The organism is Sphingopyxis sp. Geo25 (assembly GCF_949769135.1).
Taxonomy (GTDB): domain Bacteria; phylum Pseudomonadota; class Alphaproteobacteria; order Sphingomonadales; family Sphingomonadaceae; genus Sphingopyxis.
The window spans coordinates 25142-45704 of the sequence record NZ_CATKOZ010000006.1 but is presented as its reverse complement, the minus strand read 5'-3'; the positions used below and the strand labels follow the sequence as shown (position 1 = coordinate 45704).

The 20563-nt window shown below is 67.0% G+C and carries 10 protein-coding genes; 5 read left to right on the top strand and 5 right to left on the bottom strand.

Annotation, left to right across the window (positions count from 1 at the left end; genetic code table 11):
* The first annotated feature begins 138 nt into the window (after positions 1–138).
* From QOL68_RS15060 to QOL68_RS15040, 5 genes are all read left to right on the top strand, one after another.
* Complete coding sequence (locus tag QOL68_RS15060) at positions 139–912, top strand: arginyltransferase (RefSeq protein ID WP_058457348.1); 774 nt, start codon at positions 139–141, stop codon at positions 910–912.
* Between the two features lie 221 nt (positions 913–1133).
* Positions 1134–3569 (top strand): cyclic nucleotide-binding domain-containing protein, encoded by a 2436-nt coding sequence (locus QOL68_RS15055; protein ID WP_282950002.1) that lies wholly within the window; start codon positions 1134–1136, stop codon positions 3567–3569.
* Positions 3569–4450 carry a hypothetical protein gene (locus QOL68_RS15050; protein ID WP_231729184.1) on the top strand — a complete coding sequence of 294 codons (882 nt, stop codon included), beginning with the start codon at positions 3569–3571 and terminating at the stop codon, positions 4448–4450. Before QOL68_RS15055 ends, QOL68_RS15050 begins: the two co-directional genes overlap by 1 nt.
* Positions 4451–4460: 10 nt before the next feature.
* On the top strand, positions 4461–6398 hold the full coding sequence (locus QOL68_RS15045) for a cytochrome c3 family protein (RefSeq protein ID WP_282950003.1): 1938 nt from the start codon (positions 4461–4463) through the stop codon (positions 6396–6398).
* A gap of 40 nt (positions 6399–6438) precedes the next feature.
* The gene (locus tag QOL68_RS15040; RefSeq protein ID WP_204991523.1) at positions 6439–7287 is read left to right on the top strand and encodes a metallophosphoesterase; all 849 of its coding nucleotides are present in this window, start codon (positions 6439–6441) and stop codon (positions 7285–7287) included.
* On the opposite strand, the gene QOL68_RS15035 is transcribed toward QOL68_RS15040, so the two are convergent.
* From QOL68_RS15035 to QOL68_RS15015, 5 genes are all read right to left on the bottom strand, one after another.
* Positions 7284–8042, bottom strand: coding sequence for a haloacid dehalogenase type II (locus QOL68_RS15035; protein WP_282950004.1), 759 nt, complete (start codon positions 8040–8042; stop codon positions 7284–7286). The two genes, QOL68_RS15040 and QOL68_RS15035, sit on opposite strands and share 4 nt — an antisense overlap.
* 76 nt (positions 8043–8118) lie before the next feature.
* Positions 8119–9063, bottom strand: a complete 945-nt coding sequence (locus tag QOL68_RS15030; protein WP_282950005.1) for a D-2-hydroxyacid dehydrogenase — start codon at positions 9061–9063, stop codon at positions 8119–8121.
* 108 nt (positions 9064–9171) lie between these two features.
* The gene (gene cysS, locus QOL68_RS15025) at positions 9172–10638 is read right to left on the bottom strand and encodes a cysteine--tRNA ligase (protein ID WP_502957408.1); all 1467 of its coding nucleotides are present in this window, start codon (positions 10636–10638) and stop codon (positions 9172–9174) included.
* Positions 10639–10672: 34 nt separating this feature from the next.
* Complete coding sequence (locus tag QOL68_RS15020) at positions 10673–18583, bottom strand: hypothetical protein (protein ID WP_282950007.1); 7911 nt, start codon at positions 18581–18583, stop codon at positions 10673–10675.
* A 29-nt stretch (positions 18584–18612) separates the two neighbouring features.
* Positions 18613–20436, bottom strand: coding sequence for a ShlB/FhaC/HecB family hemolysin secretion/activation protein (locus QOL68_RS15015; RefSeq protein WP_282950008.1), 1824 nt, complete (start codon positions 20434–20436; stop codon positions 18613–18615).
* Positions 20437–20563: the final 127 nt, after the last annotated feature.

Sequence of the window (20563 nt, the reverse complement as noted above, 5' to 3'; positions counted from 1 at the left end):
GGGACTGATTCAGTTCGGCACGAACAAAAATGGTAAATAGACTTTGCACCATTGACCGGGCACGGCATATTCGCTGCATGTCGTGCATCGGACCCGCATCGGGGGGATCCGCATCATCAGCTGGGAGGTCCAATCCGCGTGTCCGCACCGTTCCGTTTCCCACGCTTTTTCGTCACGAGTCCCGCGCCGTGCCCCTATCTTGAGGGCAAGACCGAGCGGAAGGTTTTCACCGAACTCAGCGGTAACAATGCGAGCGAGCTCAACGACGCGCTCGGCCGCATCGGCTTTCGCCGCAGCCAGTCGGTCGCCTATCGTCCGAGCTGTGCCGATTGTTCGGCGTGCGTGTCGGTGCGCGTGTGCGCGAGCGAATTCGTCCCCAGCAACTCGCAGAAGCGGACGATCCGCCGCAACCGCGATCTCGTCGCCACCGCGTGCAAGCCGTGGGCGACCGAGGAGCAATATGCGCTGCTCCGCGCTTATCTCGGTTCGCGTCACCCCAATGGCGGGATGGCCGACATGGACGAGCAGGATTTCGCCGACATGGTCGAACAGACCCCGGTCGACAGCTATATGATCGAATATCGCGAGCCGACCACCGACGGCAGCCGCGGCCGCCTCGTCGGTTGCTGCCTGACCGACCGGCAGGGCGACGGCCTGTCGATGATCTACAGCTTCTTCGATTCCGCGCATCCGATGCGCGAAGGGCTCGGGACGTACATCATCGCCGACCATGTCCTGCGCGCGGCGAAGGCTGGGCTGCCCTATGTCTATCTCGGCTACTGGATCGAGGGGTCGTCGCGCATGGCGTACAAGGCGCGTTTCCGCCCGCTCGAAAAGCTGGGCCCCGACGGCTGGTCGCGCTTCGAGCCGGCGACGTCGGACCGCATCGCCGCGATGTTCGAAGTCGCGTGATTCCGCGCTATTGCGAACGTCTCGCAGCAGCGGAAAACTGTCCCTCGCCGGTTGACCTTTTCCCGCTTTCAAGGGCATAGCTCTTCGTCCAGGACATAGTCCGGGTCGCATCCAGTTTGGTGGTCGTCCAGGGGTGGCGATAGGGGGATCAGGATGCCCGTTCGCGCGTTCGTCTGCATCAGGGCCGGGAACAGCCGCAGGGGCGACGAGGGCGCGCGCGCATGAGCGAGCCCGTCAAGGTCGCGATCATCGGCTCGGGCCCCGCGGGCCTCAGCGCCGCGTCGCGCGCGGGCCAGCTCGGGCTCAGCCATATCCTCCTCGAAAAGACCGATCACCTCTCCGACACCATCTTCAAATATCAGAAGGGCAAGCGCGTCCTCGCGACGCCCGAACGCCTCGACCTCCGTTCCGACTGCCGCTTCGCGGAGGGCGCGCGCGAATATATTCTCGGCAATTGGGACGAGGATGCGGTCAACAACAAGGTGAATGTCGTCAAACATGCCGAAGTCACCGCGGTGACCGGGCAGAAGGGGGCGTTCGAGATCAAGACCGCCAAGGGCGACGTCTATCATGCCGAGACGATCGTGCTGGCGATCGGGACGCAGGGCAATCCCAACCGGATGCGCTGCGAGGGCGCCGACCTGCCGCACATCATCTACCAGGTCGACGATCCCGAGGATTTCAAGGACAAGCACATCACCGTCGTCGGATCGGGCGACGCGGGGATCGAGAATGCGCTGGGCGTTGCCGAGGAGGCGCTGGAAAATACCGTCACGATCCTCAACCGCTCGAAGGATTTCGCGCGCGCCAAGGCGAAGAATGTCTCCGACATGATGGAGGCGGCCGAGAACGGCTTCATGTCGATCCGCACCGAGACGCAGCCGAAGCAGGTCGAGCCCGGCTGGCTGACGCTCGAAACCCCGACCGGCGACGAGAAGATCCCGTGCGACGTCATCGTGGCGCGGCTGGGATCGGTCGCGCCGCGCGGCTTTGTCGAGTCGATGGGGATCGAATTCACCGGCCCCGACCGCGAAGCCTTTCCGAAGCTGTCGCCGACCTTTGAATCGACCGTGCCCGGCATCTTCGTCATCGGCGCGCTCGCGGGCTATCCGCTGATCAAGCATTGCATGAACCAGGGCTATGACGTCGTCGAGTTCATCAACGGCAACAAGAACCTGACCCCCGCCGACGAAAAGGATCTGGCGGAGATCTTCGCGAACCTGCCGCAGAAGAAGTCGGTCAGCGAATGGCTCGACTATCTGCGCGAGCGGGTCCGCATCTTCGCCGACGTGTCGCCGCTGCAGATGCGCGAATTCATGCTCGATTCCAAAGTGGCATATTATCGCAAGGGCGACGTCGTGTTCGAAAAGGGCGAGCCCGGATCGTCGCTGTTCGCGATCGCCGACGGCCATGCCGAGGTCGAGGTTGGTCCCGGCATCACGGTGCCGATCGAGCAGGGGTCGATTTTCGGCGAGGTCGGCCTGATCTCGGGCCGCAAGCGCGGCGCGACGATCCGCGCCGGCGCCGACAGCATCTTTGTCGAGGTGTCGCGCACTGCCGCGCTCAAGCTGATGGCGGCGGTGCCGGGCGCGAAGCGCGTGATCAACCGCATCTCGCTCGAGCGCCAGCTTCTGCAGATCTTCAAGGGCGGGCTGACGGTCGAGGATCTGGCGCCGGTCGTCGACGCCGCCGAGGTCGAGCGCGTGCCCGCGGGCAAGGTGGTGCTGACCGAGGGCGAGCAGGGCGACGATGTCTATGTCATCCGCTCGGGCTCGATGGTGGTCGAGAAGGATATCGGTGGCAAGCCGATCTTCCTGCGCTATCTTCCCGCCGGCAGCTTCTTCGGCGAGATGGGTGTGCTCAGCGGACAGCCCCGAAATGCAACGGTCAAGGCCGCGGTCGGCGCCGAACTGATCAAGCTGACCGGCGAGAGCTTCCGCAAGATGCTCGCGGCGCGGCCGCAGGTGCGCGAGGCGACCGAGGCGGCGGTCGCCGAACGCGCGCAGATGAACAATTTCATCGAATCGCGCAAGGCGACCTATTCGAGCGCGGTCGATCTCTATTCGGACACCGCGAGCTTCATCATGAAGGAGGGGCTGGGCGAGGCGACCGACGCGCTGCTGATCGACGAAAATCTCTGCGTCGGCTGCGACAATTGCGAAAAGGCGTGCGCCGACAGCCACGAAGGCCTGTCGCGGCTCGACCGCGAGGCGGGCAAGACGTTCGCGCACCTGCATGTGCCGACGAGTTGCCGCCACTGCGAACATCCGCACTGCATGGCCGACTGCCCGCCGAACGTGATCCATCGCGGGCCCGATGGCGAAGTGTTCATGGAGCCGGGCTGCATCGGCTGTGGCAATTGTATGCGCAACTGCCCCTATGGCGTGATCCGCATGGAGGCGGCGCCGCCGCCGAAGCCCGGCCTGCTGCGCTGGCTGCTCACCGGTTTCGGCCCCGGCCCGGGCGAGCCGTCGCCCAAATGGACGAAGAAGCAATTGGGTGACGAGAAGCCCAAGAAGATCGCGGTCAAATGCGATATGTGCAAGGGAATCGCGGGCGGCCCCGCCTGCGTGCGCGCCTGCCCGACCGGCGCCGCGATCCGTGTCTCGCCCGAGGAATTTCTGTCGATCGCGCGCCTGCAGGAGGACGCGGGCTGATGGCGAGCCTGTTTCAGCGCCGTCGCGGCAAGGCGACCCAGACCGAGCGCGTTCGCGAGCGGCGGCACGAGGGGTTCCTGCGCTACGCCAATTTCCGCTGGGCAAAGATTTCGGGCGGGCTCTGCCTGCTCATCATCGTCTCCTATGCGCTGATCGACGTCACGCCGCGGCCCAATGGCGGGAGCTGGTACGGCTATACGCTCGGGACGATCGGCGCGGGGCTGATCCTGTGGCTGACTGCGCTCGGCTATCGCAAGCGCAAGATGACCAGTGATCACTGGTCGCTGAAGGCCTGGACCTCGGCGCATGTCTATCTTGGGCTCAGCCTGATCGTCATCGGGACGTGGCACACCGGCTTCCAGCTCGGCTGGAATGTCCACACCCTCGCGTGGGTGCTGATGATGCTCGTCATCCTGTCGGGGCTCTATGGCGTCATCGTCTATTCGACCTTGCCCGCCGCGCTGTCGAACAACCGCGACGAGATGACGCAGATGCAGATGCTCGAGGCGATCCGCGCCTTCGACCGCCAGCTTCACGCCGCCGCGCAGCCGCTGACGCCGCAGGATACGGCGCCGGTGCTCGCCGCGCTCGATGAGGACCCCTTCGCGGGTGGCATCATGGCGCGGCTGTCGGGCCGCTATCCCCATTGCGCGACCGCGGCGGCACTCCGGGCGCTCGGCGCCTCGCGGAGCAGCGATGCCGAGGCGCGCGAGAAGGTGGTCGGGCTGCTCTCGCAAAAGGAGGTCGCGCTCGCGCGGCTGCGCCAGCACCTCCGCATTCGCGCGCTGCTCGAAATCTGGCTTTACGTGCATGTGCCGCTGACCTTCGCGTTGATCGCGGCGCTGTCGGCGCACATCATCAGCGTCTTCTTCTACTGGTGAGGCGGCGACGATGAGCTTCATCCTGCGTCGGATCTCGACCACCAAGACGGGCAAGCAGATCGTCCGCGACCAGCCGCTGCCGGGCGATACGATCACGCTGGGCCGCGAGGGCAGCAATGTCATCCACATCGCCGATCTGGCGGTGAACCCGCATCATGCGACGATCACCAGCACCGACGGGCGCCACGTCCGCGTGCAGGCGAGCGAGGGGCTGGGCTTCGACATCAACGGCCGGACGGTCGACACGGCGGACATCGACAGCGCCGCGGGCGCCGAGCTGCGGTTCGGCGGGCACCGCCTGACGATCGCACGCGAGGACGAAAAGATCATCCTGCTCGTCGAGCGCATCGACGAACTGTCGCAATCGTCGAAGGACGTCGACGAGGCAAAGGCCTTCTCGCTTGCGGGCGTGATGCCCGGCAAGCGCATGGGCGCGTGGGTGTTCGGCGTCCTTGTCCTGCTGGCTTTCCTGATCGGCCCGATCTGGGCATGGAGCAGCTTCAGGAATGTCGACGAGCGCCCGCAGGGCTATCATGCCGACCAGGCTTGGCTCTCGGGGCCGCTGTCGAGCGCGCACAAGAGCCTGAAGAACGACTGCCAGTCGTGCCATGTCGAGCCCTTCGTCGCGGTGACCGACAAGGCGTGCGTCGGCTGCCATACCGGCGAGCACAAGGCGATGAGCATGGCGCATGCCAATGCGCCGACCGCGATGCTGCTCGCGGCGCGCCATCCGCCGGGCGTCGGCGAACGTATCCTCGCGGGCTTTGCAAAGACCTTCAACAAGCCGCAGGGGCGCTGCGTCGGTTGCCATACCGAGCATGAGGGGGCGGGGCCGATGCCCGCGACGCCGCAGAAATTCTGCGCCGATTGCCACGATGGCATGTCGGAGCGGCTGATCGATGCGGGCTTCAAGTCGACTGTCGCCGACGCCGCCGATTTCGGCACCATCCATCCCGAATTCCGCCCGCTCGTCCGCGCTTCGCCGGGTGCGAAGCCGGTGCGCGCAATGCCGGGCAAGGGCGCGCTCGTCGATTATGACGGCCTCAAATTCCCGCACGACCTGCACCTGCAGGCGACCGGCGGCGTCGCGCGGATGGCGGCGAGTTTCCGTGGCCGGTACGACTTCGGCAACAAGCTCGAATGCGAAAATTGTCACCGCGTCGAATCCGACGGCGTGCGGGTCAAGCCGGTCGAAATGGAGCGCGATTGCGCGATGTGCCACAGCCTTGCGTTCGAGACCGTCGGCGGCGTGACGCGCACGCTACGCCACGGCGAGCCCGACCAGGTCGTCGCCGACCTGATGGCCTATTACCGCTCGACGCCCCCGACGCGGCCGCTCCAGCTTGGCGGGATGCAGCGCCGGCGCCCCGGCAACTATGCCGAAGGGCAGGTCTATAACATCTATTTCCGCGAGGTTGCGGTGCGTCCGAACCGCGCCGAGGATGCGGTGCGCGCGGTCTTCTCGAAGGGCGGGGCCTGTTACGACTGCCACACCATCTTCGCGCCGCAGGCAGGGACGGGCTGGCGCGTGATGGCGGTCGACCAGACGCCGCGCTTCCTGACCAAGGGCTGGTTCGACCATGATGCGCACAAGGAGACCGATTGCGCCGACTGCCATACGGCGGCGCGGGGATCGAAGGCAGCGACCGACCTGCTCGTACCCGGCCTCCGCCAGTGCCGCGACTGCCATGTCGGCGAGGGCGGCGCGCGGCTGGTGAAGGTCGAAACGGCGACCGAATCGCCTTGCGCGATGTGCCACGAATATCACTCGGACGGGGGCAAACCGTGGATGCCGGCGCGTCAGCGTAAGGTAAACAGCGCGGCAATCACAAATAAACCTCTTCGTGCTACCTATGGTGTGAGCATGGTCACAGGCTCGGCGGAGCGGGGGCTCTATGATGTGACGTGGCGCACACCCGCCCTGCACGGGGCAAGGCGGGGCGGCTAGGATTGGGTCCGGGGTCGACCGGCGGGAGCAGGGGACGGATATGCTGATCGCGCAGATCACCGATATCCATATCGGGTTCGATCCCGACAATCCGGCGGAGTATAACCGCAAGCGGCTCGACGACGTCCTCGACGTGCTGATCGAGGGGCCGAACCGTCCCGACCTGTTGCTGGCGACGGGTGACATCACCGATCGCGGTGATCCCGACAGCTATCGCCGGCTCGCCACCGCCTTTTCGCGCTGCCCGTTCCCGGTCTGGCCGAGCGTCGGCAATCATGATCTGCGCGACAATTTTCATGCCCAGTTCCCGGGTTTCGACGACGGCAACGGCTTCATCCAATATGTGATCGACCTGCCCGAACTGCGCCTCGTCACCGTCGACACGCTCGAGGAAGGGCGCCATGGCGGGGCCTTCTGCGAAGCGCGTGCGGCGTGGCTCGATGCCGAACTGGCGAAGGATCGCCGCAAGCCGACCTATATCGTCATGCACCACCCGCCGGTCGAAAGCGGGATCGAGTGGATGAACACGCACCCCGACGAGCCGTGGGTCGCGGCCTTCACCGAGATTGTCCAGCGCCATCCGCAGGTGCGCGGGCTGATTTGCGGCCATCTCCATCGCAGCGTCACGGTGGCGTGGGCGGGGCGCACCGTCGCCATCTGTTCGTCGACCGCGCCGCAAGTGTCGCTCGATCTCCGGCCGATCGACGAAAATCATCCCGACGACCGCCCGATGATCGTCGCCGAGGATCCCGCCTATGCGCTGCATCGCTGGAACGGGCGCGAACTCGTCAGTTTCTACGACCATGCCGGGGCGCACACGATGCTCGCCAAATATGACGAGCGGCTGCAACCACTGGTGCGCGAATTGAAGGCCGAACGGCCGGTCTAGTCGATTCCGGCGAGCGCGAGGACGCCGTCGATCCCCCGTGAGGTGATAGCCGGGGCAACATCAAGCGTTTCGGCCGGCACGTCCAGGCGATTGACCCATGCGGTGCGATATCCGAACCACGTCGCGCCGACCGCGTCCCAGCCCCCGAACGCCGCGAAGCCGATCTCGGCGCGGGGCAAACCCCATGTATCGACCGCCATCGCATAGGCTTTGGGCGACGGTTTGAACGCGCGGACGCGGTCGGTGCTGAGCGGGGGGTCGAAATATTGCGCAATGTCGTTGCGCAGCATATTCGCGGTGAGCGTATCGGCGCCCAGGTTCGAAACGAACGCCAGATGGATGCCGGCGGTGCGCAGTTTTTCGAGGGCGGGGCGCACGTCGGGCCAGATCTCGAGCTCGTCATAGGCTGCGACAAGGGCGGCGCGCTGGGTCTCGCCGAGCGGTATCCGGAGCGCCGCCGCGACATGGCGCAACGATGCGTCGGCGATGGTGCCGAAGTCCTGATATCGGCCCGCCGCGGTTTCGAGCCAGCTATAGCCGAATAATTTCGTCGCCCATTGCGCGGCCAGCATTTCGCCCTTGTCTCCGATGATCGCCTTGGCGCGTGCGGCGACGCTGCGGGGATCGAAGATCGGGAAGCCGTCGAAGCCGATGGCGCGAATCGTGGCCGGTGCGGCGTGAGCGGGAATGGGGGCGATCAGCGAGGAGGCCGCAGCGCCGATCAAGAGCGAGCGGCGATCGATCGAATTATCCATGAAAATCCTCTGCAATGTGGGAAGCGCGCTGCTTCCCATTCGCAGTCGGGACCGGAAAAGTGACAGGCTGTCGCGATCAGTAGCCCAGCGCCAGGTCGACGCGCGGTTCGACGGCCTCGCCCAGGTTCCAGCGATCGAGATTCTCGAGGAAGCGCTGCGCCGAGCGCAGGAACATCTTGTCCTGCGCACGGCCCGACAGGTGCATGGTGATATGGGCGTTGTCGAGGCTCCACAGCGGGTCGCTGTCGGGCAGGGGTTCGGGCGTGGTGACGTCGAGGAAGGCGGCGGCGATCTGCTGCGTGTCGAGCGCCGCGACCAGTGCGTCCTGATCGACCACACTGCCGCGGGCGATGTTGATCAGCGTCGCGGAGGGCTTCATCGCCGCGAGTTCGGCGCTGCCGATCATGCCATCGGTCTCCGGCGTGGCGGGGACGGCGAGGATGACCCAATCGAAATCGCCGAGCCGCGCGCGCCACTGGTCCGGGCCAAGAGTGTTCGGCCCCGGCGAACGGCGCACCACGGTCACGTCGACGGCAAAAGCCTTCAAGCGCTCCTCGACCAGTTTGCCGATCGCGCCATAGCCAAGCAGCAGCGCTTTCGACCCGAACAGTTCGACCTTGCCGGGCGAGTCCATCAGCCATTCGCGCCGGTCCTGCGCGCGGACGACCTCGCGATACCCCTTGGCGACCGTCAGCATCCCCATCACGACATATTCGGCGATGGTGATAGCGTTGATCCCGGCCCCGTTGGTGACCACGGTGCCGCGTTCGCGAAGCAGGTCGAGCGGCATCCCGTCGACCCCGGCATAGATCGAGTTCAGCCATTTGAGGTTGGTTGCGGCGGTGATGACCGCGGCCATGTCCTTCTTGTCGTACATGTCGAACCAGCCGATCTCGGCCTCGGGCGCGAGGCTCATCGCTTCCTCCTTGCTCGCAAAAAAGCGCGGCTCGACCCAGTCGGGCAGGCGGTTTTCGACGAGCGGGCGGATCAGGCCGGACAGGACGGTGACGATTTTGGTCATATATTCTCCCCTCCCGCTTGCGGGAGGGGCCGGGGGAGGGCCTGGCCTTGCGCAGCGGGTGGGCCATTCATGCCCTCCCCTAACCCCTCCCGCAAGCGGGAGGGGGATTTAATCGCCGAGCCGCCAGTCCCAGCCGAGCGGGTCGCCGTCCATCACCTCGACGCCCGCCGCGATGAGTTCGTCGCGGAGCTTGTCGGACGTTGCGAAGTCCTTGGCGGCGCGCGCCTCTTTGCGGCGGGTGAGGATCGTTTCGATTTCGCCTTCGGTGATTGTCGCGGTCTTTGGCCGGACGCGGAGGTCGGCGCGCGACAGCGACAGAAGCTGAAGGCCGAGCACCGCGTCCATCACCGCGATCGCACTGCGCTTCTGCGCCGCGTCGACTTTTTTCATCGCGACGGCCTCTTCGAGCAGGGTGAGCGCGACCGCTGTGTTGAGGTCTTCGGACATAGCCGCGTCGAACTTTGCGAGCAGGTCGACGAGGCGCTTGTCGGTAACATCCGCTGCGTCTGCATCGCGCAGCGGGGCTGTCGCCATCACCAGCCGCTTCAGCCGCGTCAACGCGGCGCCAAGGCCTTCCCAGGAAAACTCCAGCTCGCTGCGGTAATGCGCCTGCAGGCACATCAGGCGGTAGGCGAGGGGGTGGTAGCCCTTGTCGACGAGCAACTGCACGCGCAGGAACTCGCCGCTCGACTTCGACATCTTGCCCGATCGTTCGACGAGGAAATTATTGTGCAGCCACATCCGCGCGCCGCTGTCGGTCGTGCAGCTATGCGCCTGGTTTTGCGCAATCTCGTTCGGGTGGTGGATCTCGCGGTGGTCGATACCGCCGGTGTGGATGTCGAACGGGAAACCGAGCAGCGCCTCCGACATCACCGAACATTCGAGGTGCCAGCCGGGAGCGCCGCGCCCCCACGGCGAATCCCATTCCATCTGGCGCGTCTCGCCGGGCGGCGTCTTGCGCCAGATCGCGAAGTCGGCGGGGTGGCGTTTGCCCTCGACCGGGTCGATACGGCTTTCGCCCTCATCGGTGCCGTGGCGCGCGAGGCGGCCGTAATTGCTGACCGTTGTCGTATCGAAATAGAGGCCGCCGTCGAGCTCGTAGCAATGCCTGTCGGCGATCGCCTTGGCGAACTCGATCATCTGCGGGACATAGTCGGTCGCGATCGACCAGTGCGCGGGCTGGCGGATGCCGAGCGCCTTCACGTCGGCCCAATAGGCCTCGGTATAATGTTTCGCGATGTCCCAGATCGATTGGGCGCGCTCGGCCGCGGCCTTTTCCAGCTTGTCCTCGCCCGCATCGGCGTCGTCGGTCAGGTGGCCGACGTCGGTGATGTTGATGACGTGGGTCAGCTTGTACCCCTTGTACGACAGTGTCCGCCCCAGCGTGTCGGCGAAGACATAGGCGCGCATGTTGCCGATGTGCGGGTAATTATAGACGGTTGGGCCGCACGAATAGACGCGCGCCTCACCCGGGTGGACGGGCTGGAACTCTTCCAGTTGGCGCGTCAGGCTGTTGAACAGCCGGAGAGGGGCGCCAGAAGGGGGAACAGGGGCGTCGGTCATCACCGCGCCCATGCCTTGCGCCGAGGCCGTCCGTCAACCGAAAGGCTTACGGCTGCTGTGTGTCGGGCGCCGGCGTCCACAGATCGTCGTTGCCCGCGCCCGTCACCGGATCGTCGAGCAGGGGCTCGCCCGAGAGCGGGTCGAGGTCGCGCATCGTGATGAGCGCGGTCGGCAGGCTGGTGCCGTCGCCCTCATCCTCGCTGCCGTCGCCGACTTCGTCCTCGATCACGTCCTGGACCGGGAAATTATTGTCGAAATCGATGCGGACGGTCGTGCAGGATGCGACGTTCGAGATGAAGCAGCCGTTCAGCGTCGATTCGGGATCATAGCTGCCCGTCGCGGTATTCGCGGGCACGCCCGCGACCGTCAGGAACTGGAGCGTGTCGAGGCCGGTGACCTGTCCGCTCGCCCCGAGTTGCACGCCGTTGAGGACGATCCGCGACGAAGGCCCTTCGGTCAGGACGTCGAGCCCGCCCGCGCCGAAGGTCAGGCCGCGGCGCAGGCCGAAGTCGGTGCCCGTACCGCTGTTCTGGACATAGACGCCGCCGATGACGTTGAAACGGATTCCGCGTGCAAAGAGCGCGCCTTCGTCGATCGTGACGCCGTCATTCTGGCCGAGACGGGTGTTGATCGCCGCCATCGAGCTTGCGTTGGCGACGTCGGCGATCGCGGCGGTCGTTGCGACGATGATATCCTCCGATGCCATGTTCAGCTGTCCGCCCGGCGCGTTGTTGGCGCCCAGCAACCGGACGGTGCCTTGGCCGAGGATGACTTCCAGCGCTTCGTCGGCGAACAGGTTGAGCGCGTTCGTATCCGAAAGCCCGGTCAGTTGGACGTTGCCGATCACCCGCATCTTGCCGGGCGTGCGGATGGTCAGCGAGCCGCCCGCACCAAGGTTGGACCCGGCGGCGCCGCCCGCGAGCGTGAAGCTGTCCACGATCACGTCGGGCGGCGCGCTGCTCCCGACCGATTGCTGGCTTACCGCCCCGACTTCGGGCGCGAAAATGACGATATCGGAACCGAACAGGCGCGCCAGTTCCGCGGCGTCGATATGATAGCCATTGCGCGTGCCGGTGCCGCCGACGAAGGTTTGCCGCTGGTCGTCGGTGTTCATGACCGACAGCGCTTCGGTCGTCCCGGCCGTGCCGACGCGCGCCGCGGTGTCGATCGTGATGTCGCTCGACCCCAGCGAAATGCTGCGGCCGGTTACGATGCCGCTGATCAGCAGCGATCCGCGGGCGGTGGCGGTGAGGTCGTCGGTGACCGAGACGCTGTTCAACGTGACGAACCCGCCGGTTGCCTCGATCGAAGCGCTGTCGGCGGTGAGCGCGTCGACGCCGACCCGTTCGCCGGTGCCGCGAAGGGTGGCGCGGCCCGCGATGCTGCCGTTCTGGACGAAGAGGTCGCCGCTGGAGACCAGCGATGCGTCGCCGACATCGGTGACCAGATTGGCGAAGATCATGTCGCCGCCACCCGCGACGTTGATCGTGTCGCCCTGCGCATCGATCTCTCCGGCCGAGAAAAGAGCGCCGATATCGATCGCGCCGCCGGTGGCGAGCAGCGTCGTCGTGCCGATGCTATCCAGCCGGCGGACCGAGAGGTCTTCGGCAGCCGAAATAACGGTATTTCCGCCGCTGGCCGTGCCGGCGAGGTCGACGAATGTTCCGGCGTCCAGATTGACGTCGCCCTGCGCGAACAGGCTGCCTCCCTCGATCGCGTTCGCCGATGCAAGGCTGATCGTTCCATCGGCAACCAGGGTCGGTACCGGCGTCCCGTTGGCTTCGGTCAATTCGGCGATCCCGATGCTGTCGGCATTGATCACGATGTCGCGGCCCGCATTGACCACGCCATCGGCGCTCGCCGCGCCCGCTGCGTCGATGAGCACGTCGTCGAAGGCATCGAGCCCGGTCACACTGGTGTCGCCGCCCTGTGTGCGAATGTTGCTGCCGCCCGCCGTGACGCCGAGGCCGAGCGTCGTCGCACCGCTGAGGCCGATGGTTCCGCTTGCCAGCGCGATGATATCGTCACCCGCCGACAGGGTCGTCGCGTCGATATTGCTGCCCGACGACAGGACGATATCCGATCCGTCGGTCGCCGAGCTGCCTTCGCCCACCGTGATCGTGAAGCCGCCGAAACCCGACGAGGCGGGGGGCGTGTAGTTCAGGAATGCGTTATCGGGTCCGGTCCCCGTCGTGCGGACGTTGACGGCATCGATGGCGCCGGCCGCGCGGACGTTGACGTCGTCGCCCGCGCTGACGTCGTTCAGCGACGCCGTCGTACCCGCGACCACGAGGACGTCTTCGCCCGCGCTGGCGGCCTCGACGCTGGCCGATCCGCCAGCATTAATGCCGAGCATTCGCGCCGCCGCGCCGCCGGTCAGCGTTATATTGCCCGCCGCGTCGATATAGACGTTGCCATTAGTGCCGATCCCGTTCGGGTCGACATATGTCCCTGCCGCGCTCGCCGATACGGTGACGTTGCCATTTGCATTCAGGCGAACGTCGCCGCCCGCGGCATAATTGCCGGTAAGGTTGCCGTCGGCGAAGACCGAGATGGTGCCGTCGACATCGGCCTGGTTCACCGCCACATTGCCACCGGTCCCGAAGGCGAAGAAGGAATCGGTGCCGGTGACGTTGCCGCCGAGCACGATGCTGTTGCCGAACAGCGTGATCGTGCCGCCTGCGTCGATCGATCCGCCGCGAATACCCTCGGCGCCCGCCACGGTGCCGTTCGCGGTGAGGTCGACCGTCTGGCCCGCGTCGATGTTGGTAAAGACGATCGACTCGCCCGTTACCGAGACGAATCCGCCGGCGCTCGAATTGCCGAGGTCGACCGCGCCTGGCGAGGTGATCGAAATGTCGCCGCCGGTGATGATCGAATTGAGCCCGGTGCGGAAACTGCCTGCGCTCGCGGTGAAGTCATCGTCGGCTTCGGCATGTTCGACGCTGGTCGCGCCGGTGCTGGACATGACGACCGTGCCGCCTTCGACATGGTCGACGTCGATGCGCCCGGTGGTCCCCAGCGCCGTCAGCGTGACGACGCCGCTTCCAGCCAGCAGCGAACCGGTTGCGCCGCGGATCGTGGTGCCTGCCGTGATCGACAGATCGCCGCCCGCGAATAGCGTCCGTTCCTCGGACGCACCGCGCATGTCGTGACGGATATCGACCTGGTCTGCGGCGTTGATCTGGAACAGGTCGCCGGCGCGCACCTGTCCGCCGCCTTGCGCATAGGCGCCGAACGACCCGCCGGTCTGCACGGTCAGGTCGTCTGCTACCTCGATCGACCCGCCGTTCGCCGCGAAGAAGACGCCATAGGCCGACAGATCGGTGTCGTTGTTGGTCGGCTGTGCGAAGCCAGCCGCATTCGCATCGAGGCTGGCGAGCGAGATGCTGCTCGAACTGCGCAGCTCGATCCGACCCGCGATGAAGCCGTTCGCCGCGATAGTGGTGTCGCCGAGCGAAATCTGGCCCGCGCCCGCCTCGGTCGTTTCCGACCGGAAGACGACGCGGCCGCCGAGATCGACGAAGCTGGTGCAGCACGACCCGGTGCCGCCCGAGCCGACCCCGCCGTCGCCGCCATTGCCCGAGATGCCGGAGACCGAGATGTCGACCGGCGCGCCATCCGATGTGATCGTTCCGCCGCGCGCGAACAACGTCACGGTGCCGCCGGTGCCGGCTCCGCCGAACCCGCCATTGCCGCCGGTCAGGCCGAGGAAGGTGTCGTCTGCCGTGAACAGCATCCCGTCGGGGCCGGGCTGCCGGATCGTGTTCGGATTGTCGGCGCCGCGGCCGCCGTCGCCGCCGTTGCCGACGCTGCTCAGCGTCCCGCCGCCGGTGCCTCCGATACCGAGGCCGACCGTGCCGCCATCGGTCGCGACGATGCTGATCTCGCCGCCGATACCTTCGCCACCGTCGCCGCCGCGGCCGGCGACTTCGGGGGTCGAGAAGAAGTCGGTGAAGGCCGATCCGCCGGTGCCGCCGGTCGCGACGGAGACGAAATTGGACTGCGAGACGATGACATTGCCGTTCGGTCCCCGCGCCTCGACCGCCGTGGTGCCACCGCGCGCCGATCCGCCGTTCCCCCCCGCGCCGTCGTAGCCGATACCACCGTTGCCGCCGGTCGCCGAGCCGTCGAGCGCGATCGACAGTTCGCCCGCATCGAAATCGTCGACCAGCACCTGCGCGACGCCGCCCGACGCATTGCCGCCGCCGCCGCCGCCGGTGCCCGATCCGCCGACACCCCCCGACGCCGTCGAATAGGTGGTGATGCTTTCGCTGATGTTGACCAGCGTCGGACCGAGGCCGATCGTCGCGAAACCGCCGAAGGCATCGCCGCCGCGGCCGCCGGTGCCGACGCTTGTCGAGGGGCCGGAGCTGCTCGACAGGAAGGCGCTGCCCCCCGCGCCCCCGAAACCGCTCGCGTCGACGGTCACGGCATCGCTGGCGAGCTCGCCGCCGTTCAGGCGGATCGTCGCGTTGCCGCCGCTGCCGAAGCCGGCGTTTCCGCCGTTGCCCGGCACGCTGCCGACGGTGCGATAATCGCCGCCGTCGCCGCCTCTGCCGCTTGCATAGGCGGCAAGGACGGTGGTGTTGACAATTGCGGTGTCGGAGATGGTGATACCGGCTTCGCCCCCCTGGCTGTTGCCGCCGTCTCCCGCCGCCGTCGGGTTCAGGAAGTCGAAATCGTCGCCGTCGAAACCGCGCCCGCCTTGGCCCGATGCCGACAGGCTGACGTCGGATGCGGTGAAGGTGCCGCCGGTGATCTCCAATGATGTGTCGCCGCCGATCCCGTCGCCCGACACGCCGCCGCCCGCGGGTCCGGCGAAGTCACCGCCAATGCCGTCGGCGTTCAGGGTCACGTCGCCGAGCACCGTATCGCCGCCGATCTGCGTGAAGGTGACCGCGCCGCCACGGCCGGTGCTGTTGCTGCCGCTTGCGCCGCCATAACCGTTTGCGGTGAGGAAGAGGCTGCCGCCGGTCAGGCTGCCGCCGCTCACCTGGACGTCGATCGTGCCGCCCTGGCCGTCGCCCGACGTGTCGCGCGGCAGGCCGGGTGCGGCTTCGACGTCGACAAAGGTTCGGCCGTCGGCGTCCGCGCTGAGGCCGCCGCCGAGGTCGATGCCATGAGCTGGATCGAAGCCGGTACCGATCTGGATGAGCCCGCCGATCCCGACCACGCCGGTGGCGTTGGGGTCGGTCGCGCCGCCCGAAACCCCGCTGGCGGAGAAAACGGGGTTCGAAAACTGCATGTCGGCTTCGTTGGCGAAGATCGTGATGCTGCCGCCCGTCGCCGAGCTGCCCGCCGTACTGACGCCCGTCTGCGCACTGACGTTGAGCTGGTCGACGCCATCGTTCGTCGCCCTGATGAGGCCGCCGTTGAGTGCGGTCATCGTGATGAAACCGCCCTGCGCCGGCCCGTTCGTGCCGCTGACATTGACCACCGACGCCCTTGCGTCGAGGCTGTAGTTGCTGGCGGAGATGATACCGCTGAGATTGGCGAGAAGATCGATCGTACCACCCGTCCCGCTGCCGGCGACAACCGGGATGGCGCTGCTCTGGCTGCCGCCGAACGCCATGACGTCGATGGTGTCGCCGACGGAAATCGTGCTGCTCTCGATCGCCGACAGGCTGGCGCCGCCGCCGGTCCCGCTGCCGACATTCTCGCTGGACACGGCGCGCCCGCTGACGTCGATCGAAAGCCCCGTACTGATCGCGAGGGTTGAGACATTGCTCGTCCGGAGCAAGGCGGTCCCGCCCTGGGCGTCGCCGGAGCGCGCGGTGTTGCCCCCGCTGCTGGTGCTCGACGCGCCACCGCTGTTGGCGCTGGCGTCGATGGTGAGCTGGCTCAGCGCGACCGTGCCGCCGCCGTTGGCTTCGACCAGTATGTCGCCGCCGACGGCGTCGCCGCCGGCCGAACCGTCGCCGTTGGCGCCGCCGCCCGTCCCCGACGCATTGACCGAAACCGCGCCGGCGCTGACCGAGGAGCCCGTATCGGTCCCGAAGCTGAGCAGCGCCGCGTTTCCGACGCCATCGCCGCCATTTGCCGACAGCACCGTTCCATAGACGGGATCCGAAATCGACCCGCCGCCGACACCCGCGGCATTGACCGTCGTCTGCGGCGCAGTGAAGCTGGTGCCCGCACCCGTAACCTGGATCCGCGCATCGCCGCCGGTGCCGTTGCCCGATTGGTCGAGCCCGACGCGGCCCCGACCGGCGGCGCTTGCGACGACGCCGACGGTCGCCGTCAACTGCGCCCCGCCGCTGACGCTGATCGCCGCATTGCCGCCGATGCCGTCGCCGCCATTGTCGGCGACGATCGCATTGCCGGTGACGGCGTCGAGGGCGAGAGCGCCACCCAAGCCATCGGCGCTGGCGGAGATGGTGTCGCCGATCAGCAGGCTCCCGGTCCCCGAAACATTGATCGCCGCCGTCCCGCCGGTGCCCGAGCCCCCTTCGCCGCCATCGTCGAACCCGCCGAAGCCGTCGGCGGACACCGTGAGGTCCAGCCCCGCGCCCATCTGGCCGCCGTTCAGGACATTGAGCGTCGCGCTGCCGCCCTGGCCGATGCCCGTCGTGCCGTTCGGGGCGCCGGTTGCCAGCAGGTTGATGTTGCCCAGCGCCAACAGGCCGCCGCCGTCGACGGTGATCGTGGCGCTTCCGGGCCCAGCGGCGGTGCCGTTCGCCTGCACCAGCAAGTCGCCGGTGACGATGCTCTGCCGGCCCGCATTGATGGCCAGCGTCGCGCTGTTCTCGCCGACGAAAGTGCCGTTGCCCTGGATCGAGAAACGCCCCTGCCACGCCGGCGGCAGGACCGTGAAGGGGCCGCCCGTCGGTACCACGCCGAGCGGCTGGCCGAGGAAGTCGTTGCTGGCGTGCGCGGTGACGTCGCTCAGGAAGATGATGTCGTTGACCGAGATATTGGCCGCCGTGTTGTTGGCCGGCGTTTCGTTCATGGCGCCCGCGGTGACGTTATAGCCCGCGGACAGGACGATCGAGCCGTTCGACACCGTCGCCGACGATGCGTCGTCATAGCCGACCTGTCCCGACACCAGCATCGTGACGGCGTCATTCTTGGGAATCGCCACCATATAGACGCGGTGCGCGAGCGCGCCCGTCTGTTCGGGGCCTGTCGTGACGCCGCCGTGGGTGATGACATTGCCGCCGTTCGCGCCGGTGGTCACGTTGATGTCGAACAGGCCGTTGGCGGCGTTGATCGTGATATCCGCGACTTCCGCCGCGACATAGGCCGCCGATCCGTTGACGTTGACGATGCCGTTCTGGACTACGCGTGGCGCGACGAGCGCGACATAGCTGCCGCCCGCGACGCCGTTGTCGGCACCGATGAAGGCGTTGTTCGCCACCGTCACCGTCGCATTGCTGTTCGGCGCGCCGCGGAAGCGGATCGTGCCGCCGGGGGCGAGGCCGCCGGTCGTGTCGATGTCGTTGGTCGTCAAAACGAGGCTGCCGACGTTGATCGCCGCGCTCGAGTTGATCAGGATGCCGCCCGCGTTGTAGAACCAGATGTTGCCGCCTTGCGCGTCGGGGACGCCCGCCGCGGTGCGGAAGCTCTGCACCGTGCCGCTGAGCGCGATCGTATCGCTGATCGAAGTCCCCGTGCCCGAAACGAAGCGGTTGAGGACCGTGTAGCCGCCGAGCCCGCCGCGGAATTCCAGCGTATTGCCGACCGGCAGGAAGTCGATGACCCCGTCGGTCGGCGTCCCCGAAGGGGTCCAGTTGACGATCGCCTCGTTGGTGGTGATCGTGACCGTCGTCTTGTTTGCGGAATCGGTGATCGAGCCGCCGACGCCGCCGGTCGTGATCACCCCCGTCCCGACCACGCCCTGCGCCATCGCGGGGCCGCCATAGGCCAGGGCGACCAGCCCGGCGGTGATCGCGCAGCTCTCGAGCAGGCGCCGTTTCCCTTTGCGGGCGGGCGAGAGGGCGGGGTGGGCACGCATGGCGGTCGTCCTTGATGCAATGGTCATGGTCAGCGCGCCTTCACGCCGAACTGGCTTGTGAACGAAATCAGCAGCCGCGGATCGGGTCTTTCGGTCAGGAAGCCGCCGCGGTTGAGCGGGACGGCCAGCGCGACGTCGAGCCGCGCCCGGTCGCCCCACGCGACGCGCATCCCGCCGCCGGCCGAATAGAGTTTTTGCGGATTGAGGCCGTTGAAGGCGCTGTCCGTGTTCCACACCCACGCCGCGTCGAAGAAGGCGAAGGGCTGGAAGGCGAAGGCCTTGCGGTTCGCGGGGACGAACGAGCCGTAGCGCGCCTCGGCCGAGACCGCGACGCCCTTGTCGCCGATGATCGTGCCGGGGTCGAAACCGCGCCCAACGGTGAAGTTGCCGCCCGAAAACTCCTCATAGGCGACGAGCGGGTCGCTCGCCCATTGCGCGCGCGGCGCGAGCGACAGCGTGAACAATTTTGTCGGGCGCCATTCGGCCTGCGCATTGGCGCGGACCAGGAAGGCGTCGGGTTTCGCCTCGATCCGTGTCAGCGGCACCGCGCCGGGCAGGAAGCAGGCCGCGCCGCCCGGGCCGCAGTCGTTGCTGGCACCGAGGAAATTGACGCCCTGCCGCGCCTCGACCGAGGCGCCGAGCGACCAGTGCGGTTCGGACGGGCTGTAGCCACGCTTGCCCGCGACCGAGGCGGGATCGATCCAGATGCCGTCGGCGCGCAGGTTGAAGACGCGGATGCGGTCGCGGTTCAGCGGCGTGCTGCCCAGTTTGATGTCCTGGTCGATGATGTCGAGCCCGCCGCCGAGCGTGATGCGCCGCGCCTGCGTGAGGACCAGCGGATAGGAAGCGAACAGGCTGACGATCTGGGTGTTGGACCTGATGTTGAAGCCGGTGATGTCGGGGCGCGTCCAGGCATAGGTGTAGCTGGCGCCGAAACGCAGCCCTTCGCCGCCGACGCGGAATTCGTGCGCGAGCTGCAACACCTTCTGCTCGTCGAAATCGGGGGTCGAATAGAAGCTGACCGTGGTCATGTCGCCCATGCCGGTCAGGCCGGTGAAGCGCGCGCGGTTGATGCTGCCCCAACGGCCGACATCGCGCGATCCGTAATTCTGGGTACTGCCGTCGATCAGGATCGGGGTGCGCGTGACGGTCACCTCGCCGACGACCTCGCCGGGCACGGCGCCGGGGCGCAGCGTCAGCCGCGCGTCCATTCCGGGAATATCGCGCGCAAGCAGGAGATAGCGTTCGGCGTCGACGATGTTGAACACCGGCTGGTCATCGAGCCGTGACAGATAGCGCTGGAGCAGGCCTTCGTTGGCGCCGGCGTCGCCGCGCACCTCGACCCGGGTCAGCCGCGCCGACAATATATCGAGCTTGACGACGCCGTCGCTGATCGTTTGCGGGGGAACGCGGACCGCCGCCAGATAGCCTTTTGCCCGCAGCATCGTCGCGGCGCGGTCGCGAATGTCGCAGACGACCGAGACGGGCAGGTCCTGCCCGACCTTGTCCTGCCAGCTCGCGTCGAGGATCGACGTGTCGATCCCCTCGACCTCGGAAAAACGGACGTTGCGCACGGTGACGCGGACATTGGCGAATTCGGGGTTGGCGAGCGGGCAGGGCGCGCGCTCGATGCCGTCGTCGGCGGTGACCACCTGTTCGCCCGGGGGGCTGGCGGGGGGCAGGGTCGGGCGCTGGATTTCTTCGCGCGTCGGGACCGAGGGGGCGATCTGTGCCTGCGCCGCGAACGATACCGACAGCGCCGCCAATCCCGCCGAACAGATCAGTGTCCGGCGACCCGTGCGCCGCACCGCCCGCGCGACGCAGACGGATTCCATTACCCCCAAATCGATCATCACCACCCCTTGCGTACATATGCGCCGGCGGCTGCCGGGACGCACAAATTCATAAGGCTCTGCCGTTGGTTCGGCAGTGCGAATTTTCGACCCAAGGAAAGGACTTACCGCATTTTGCGGCTGCTTT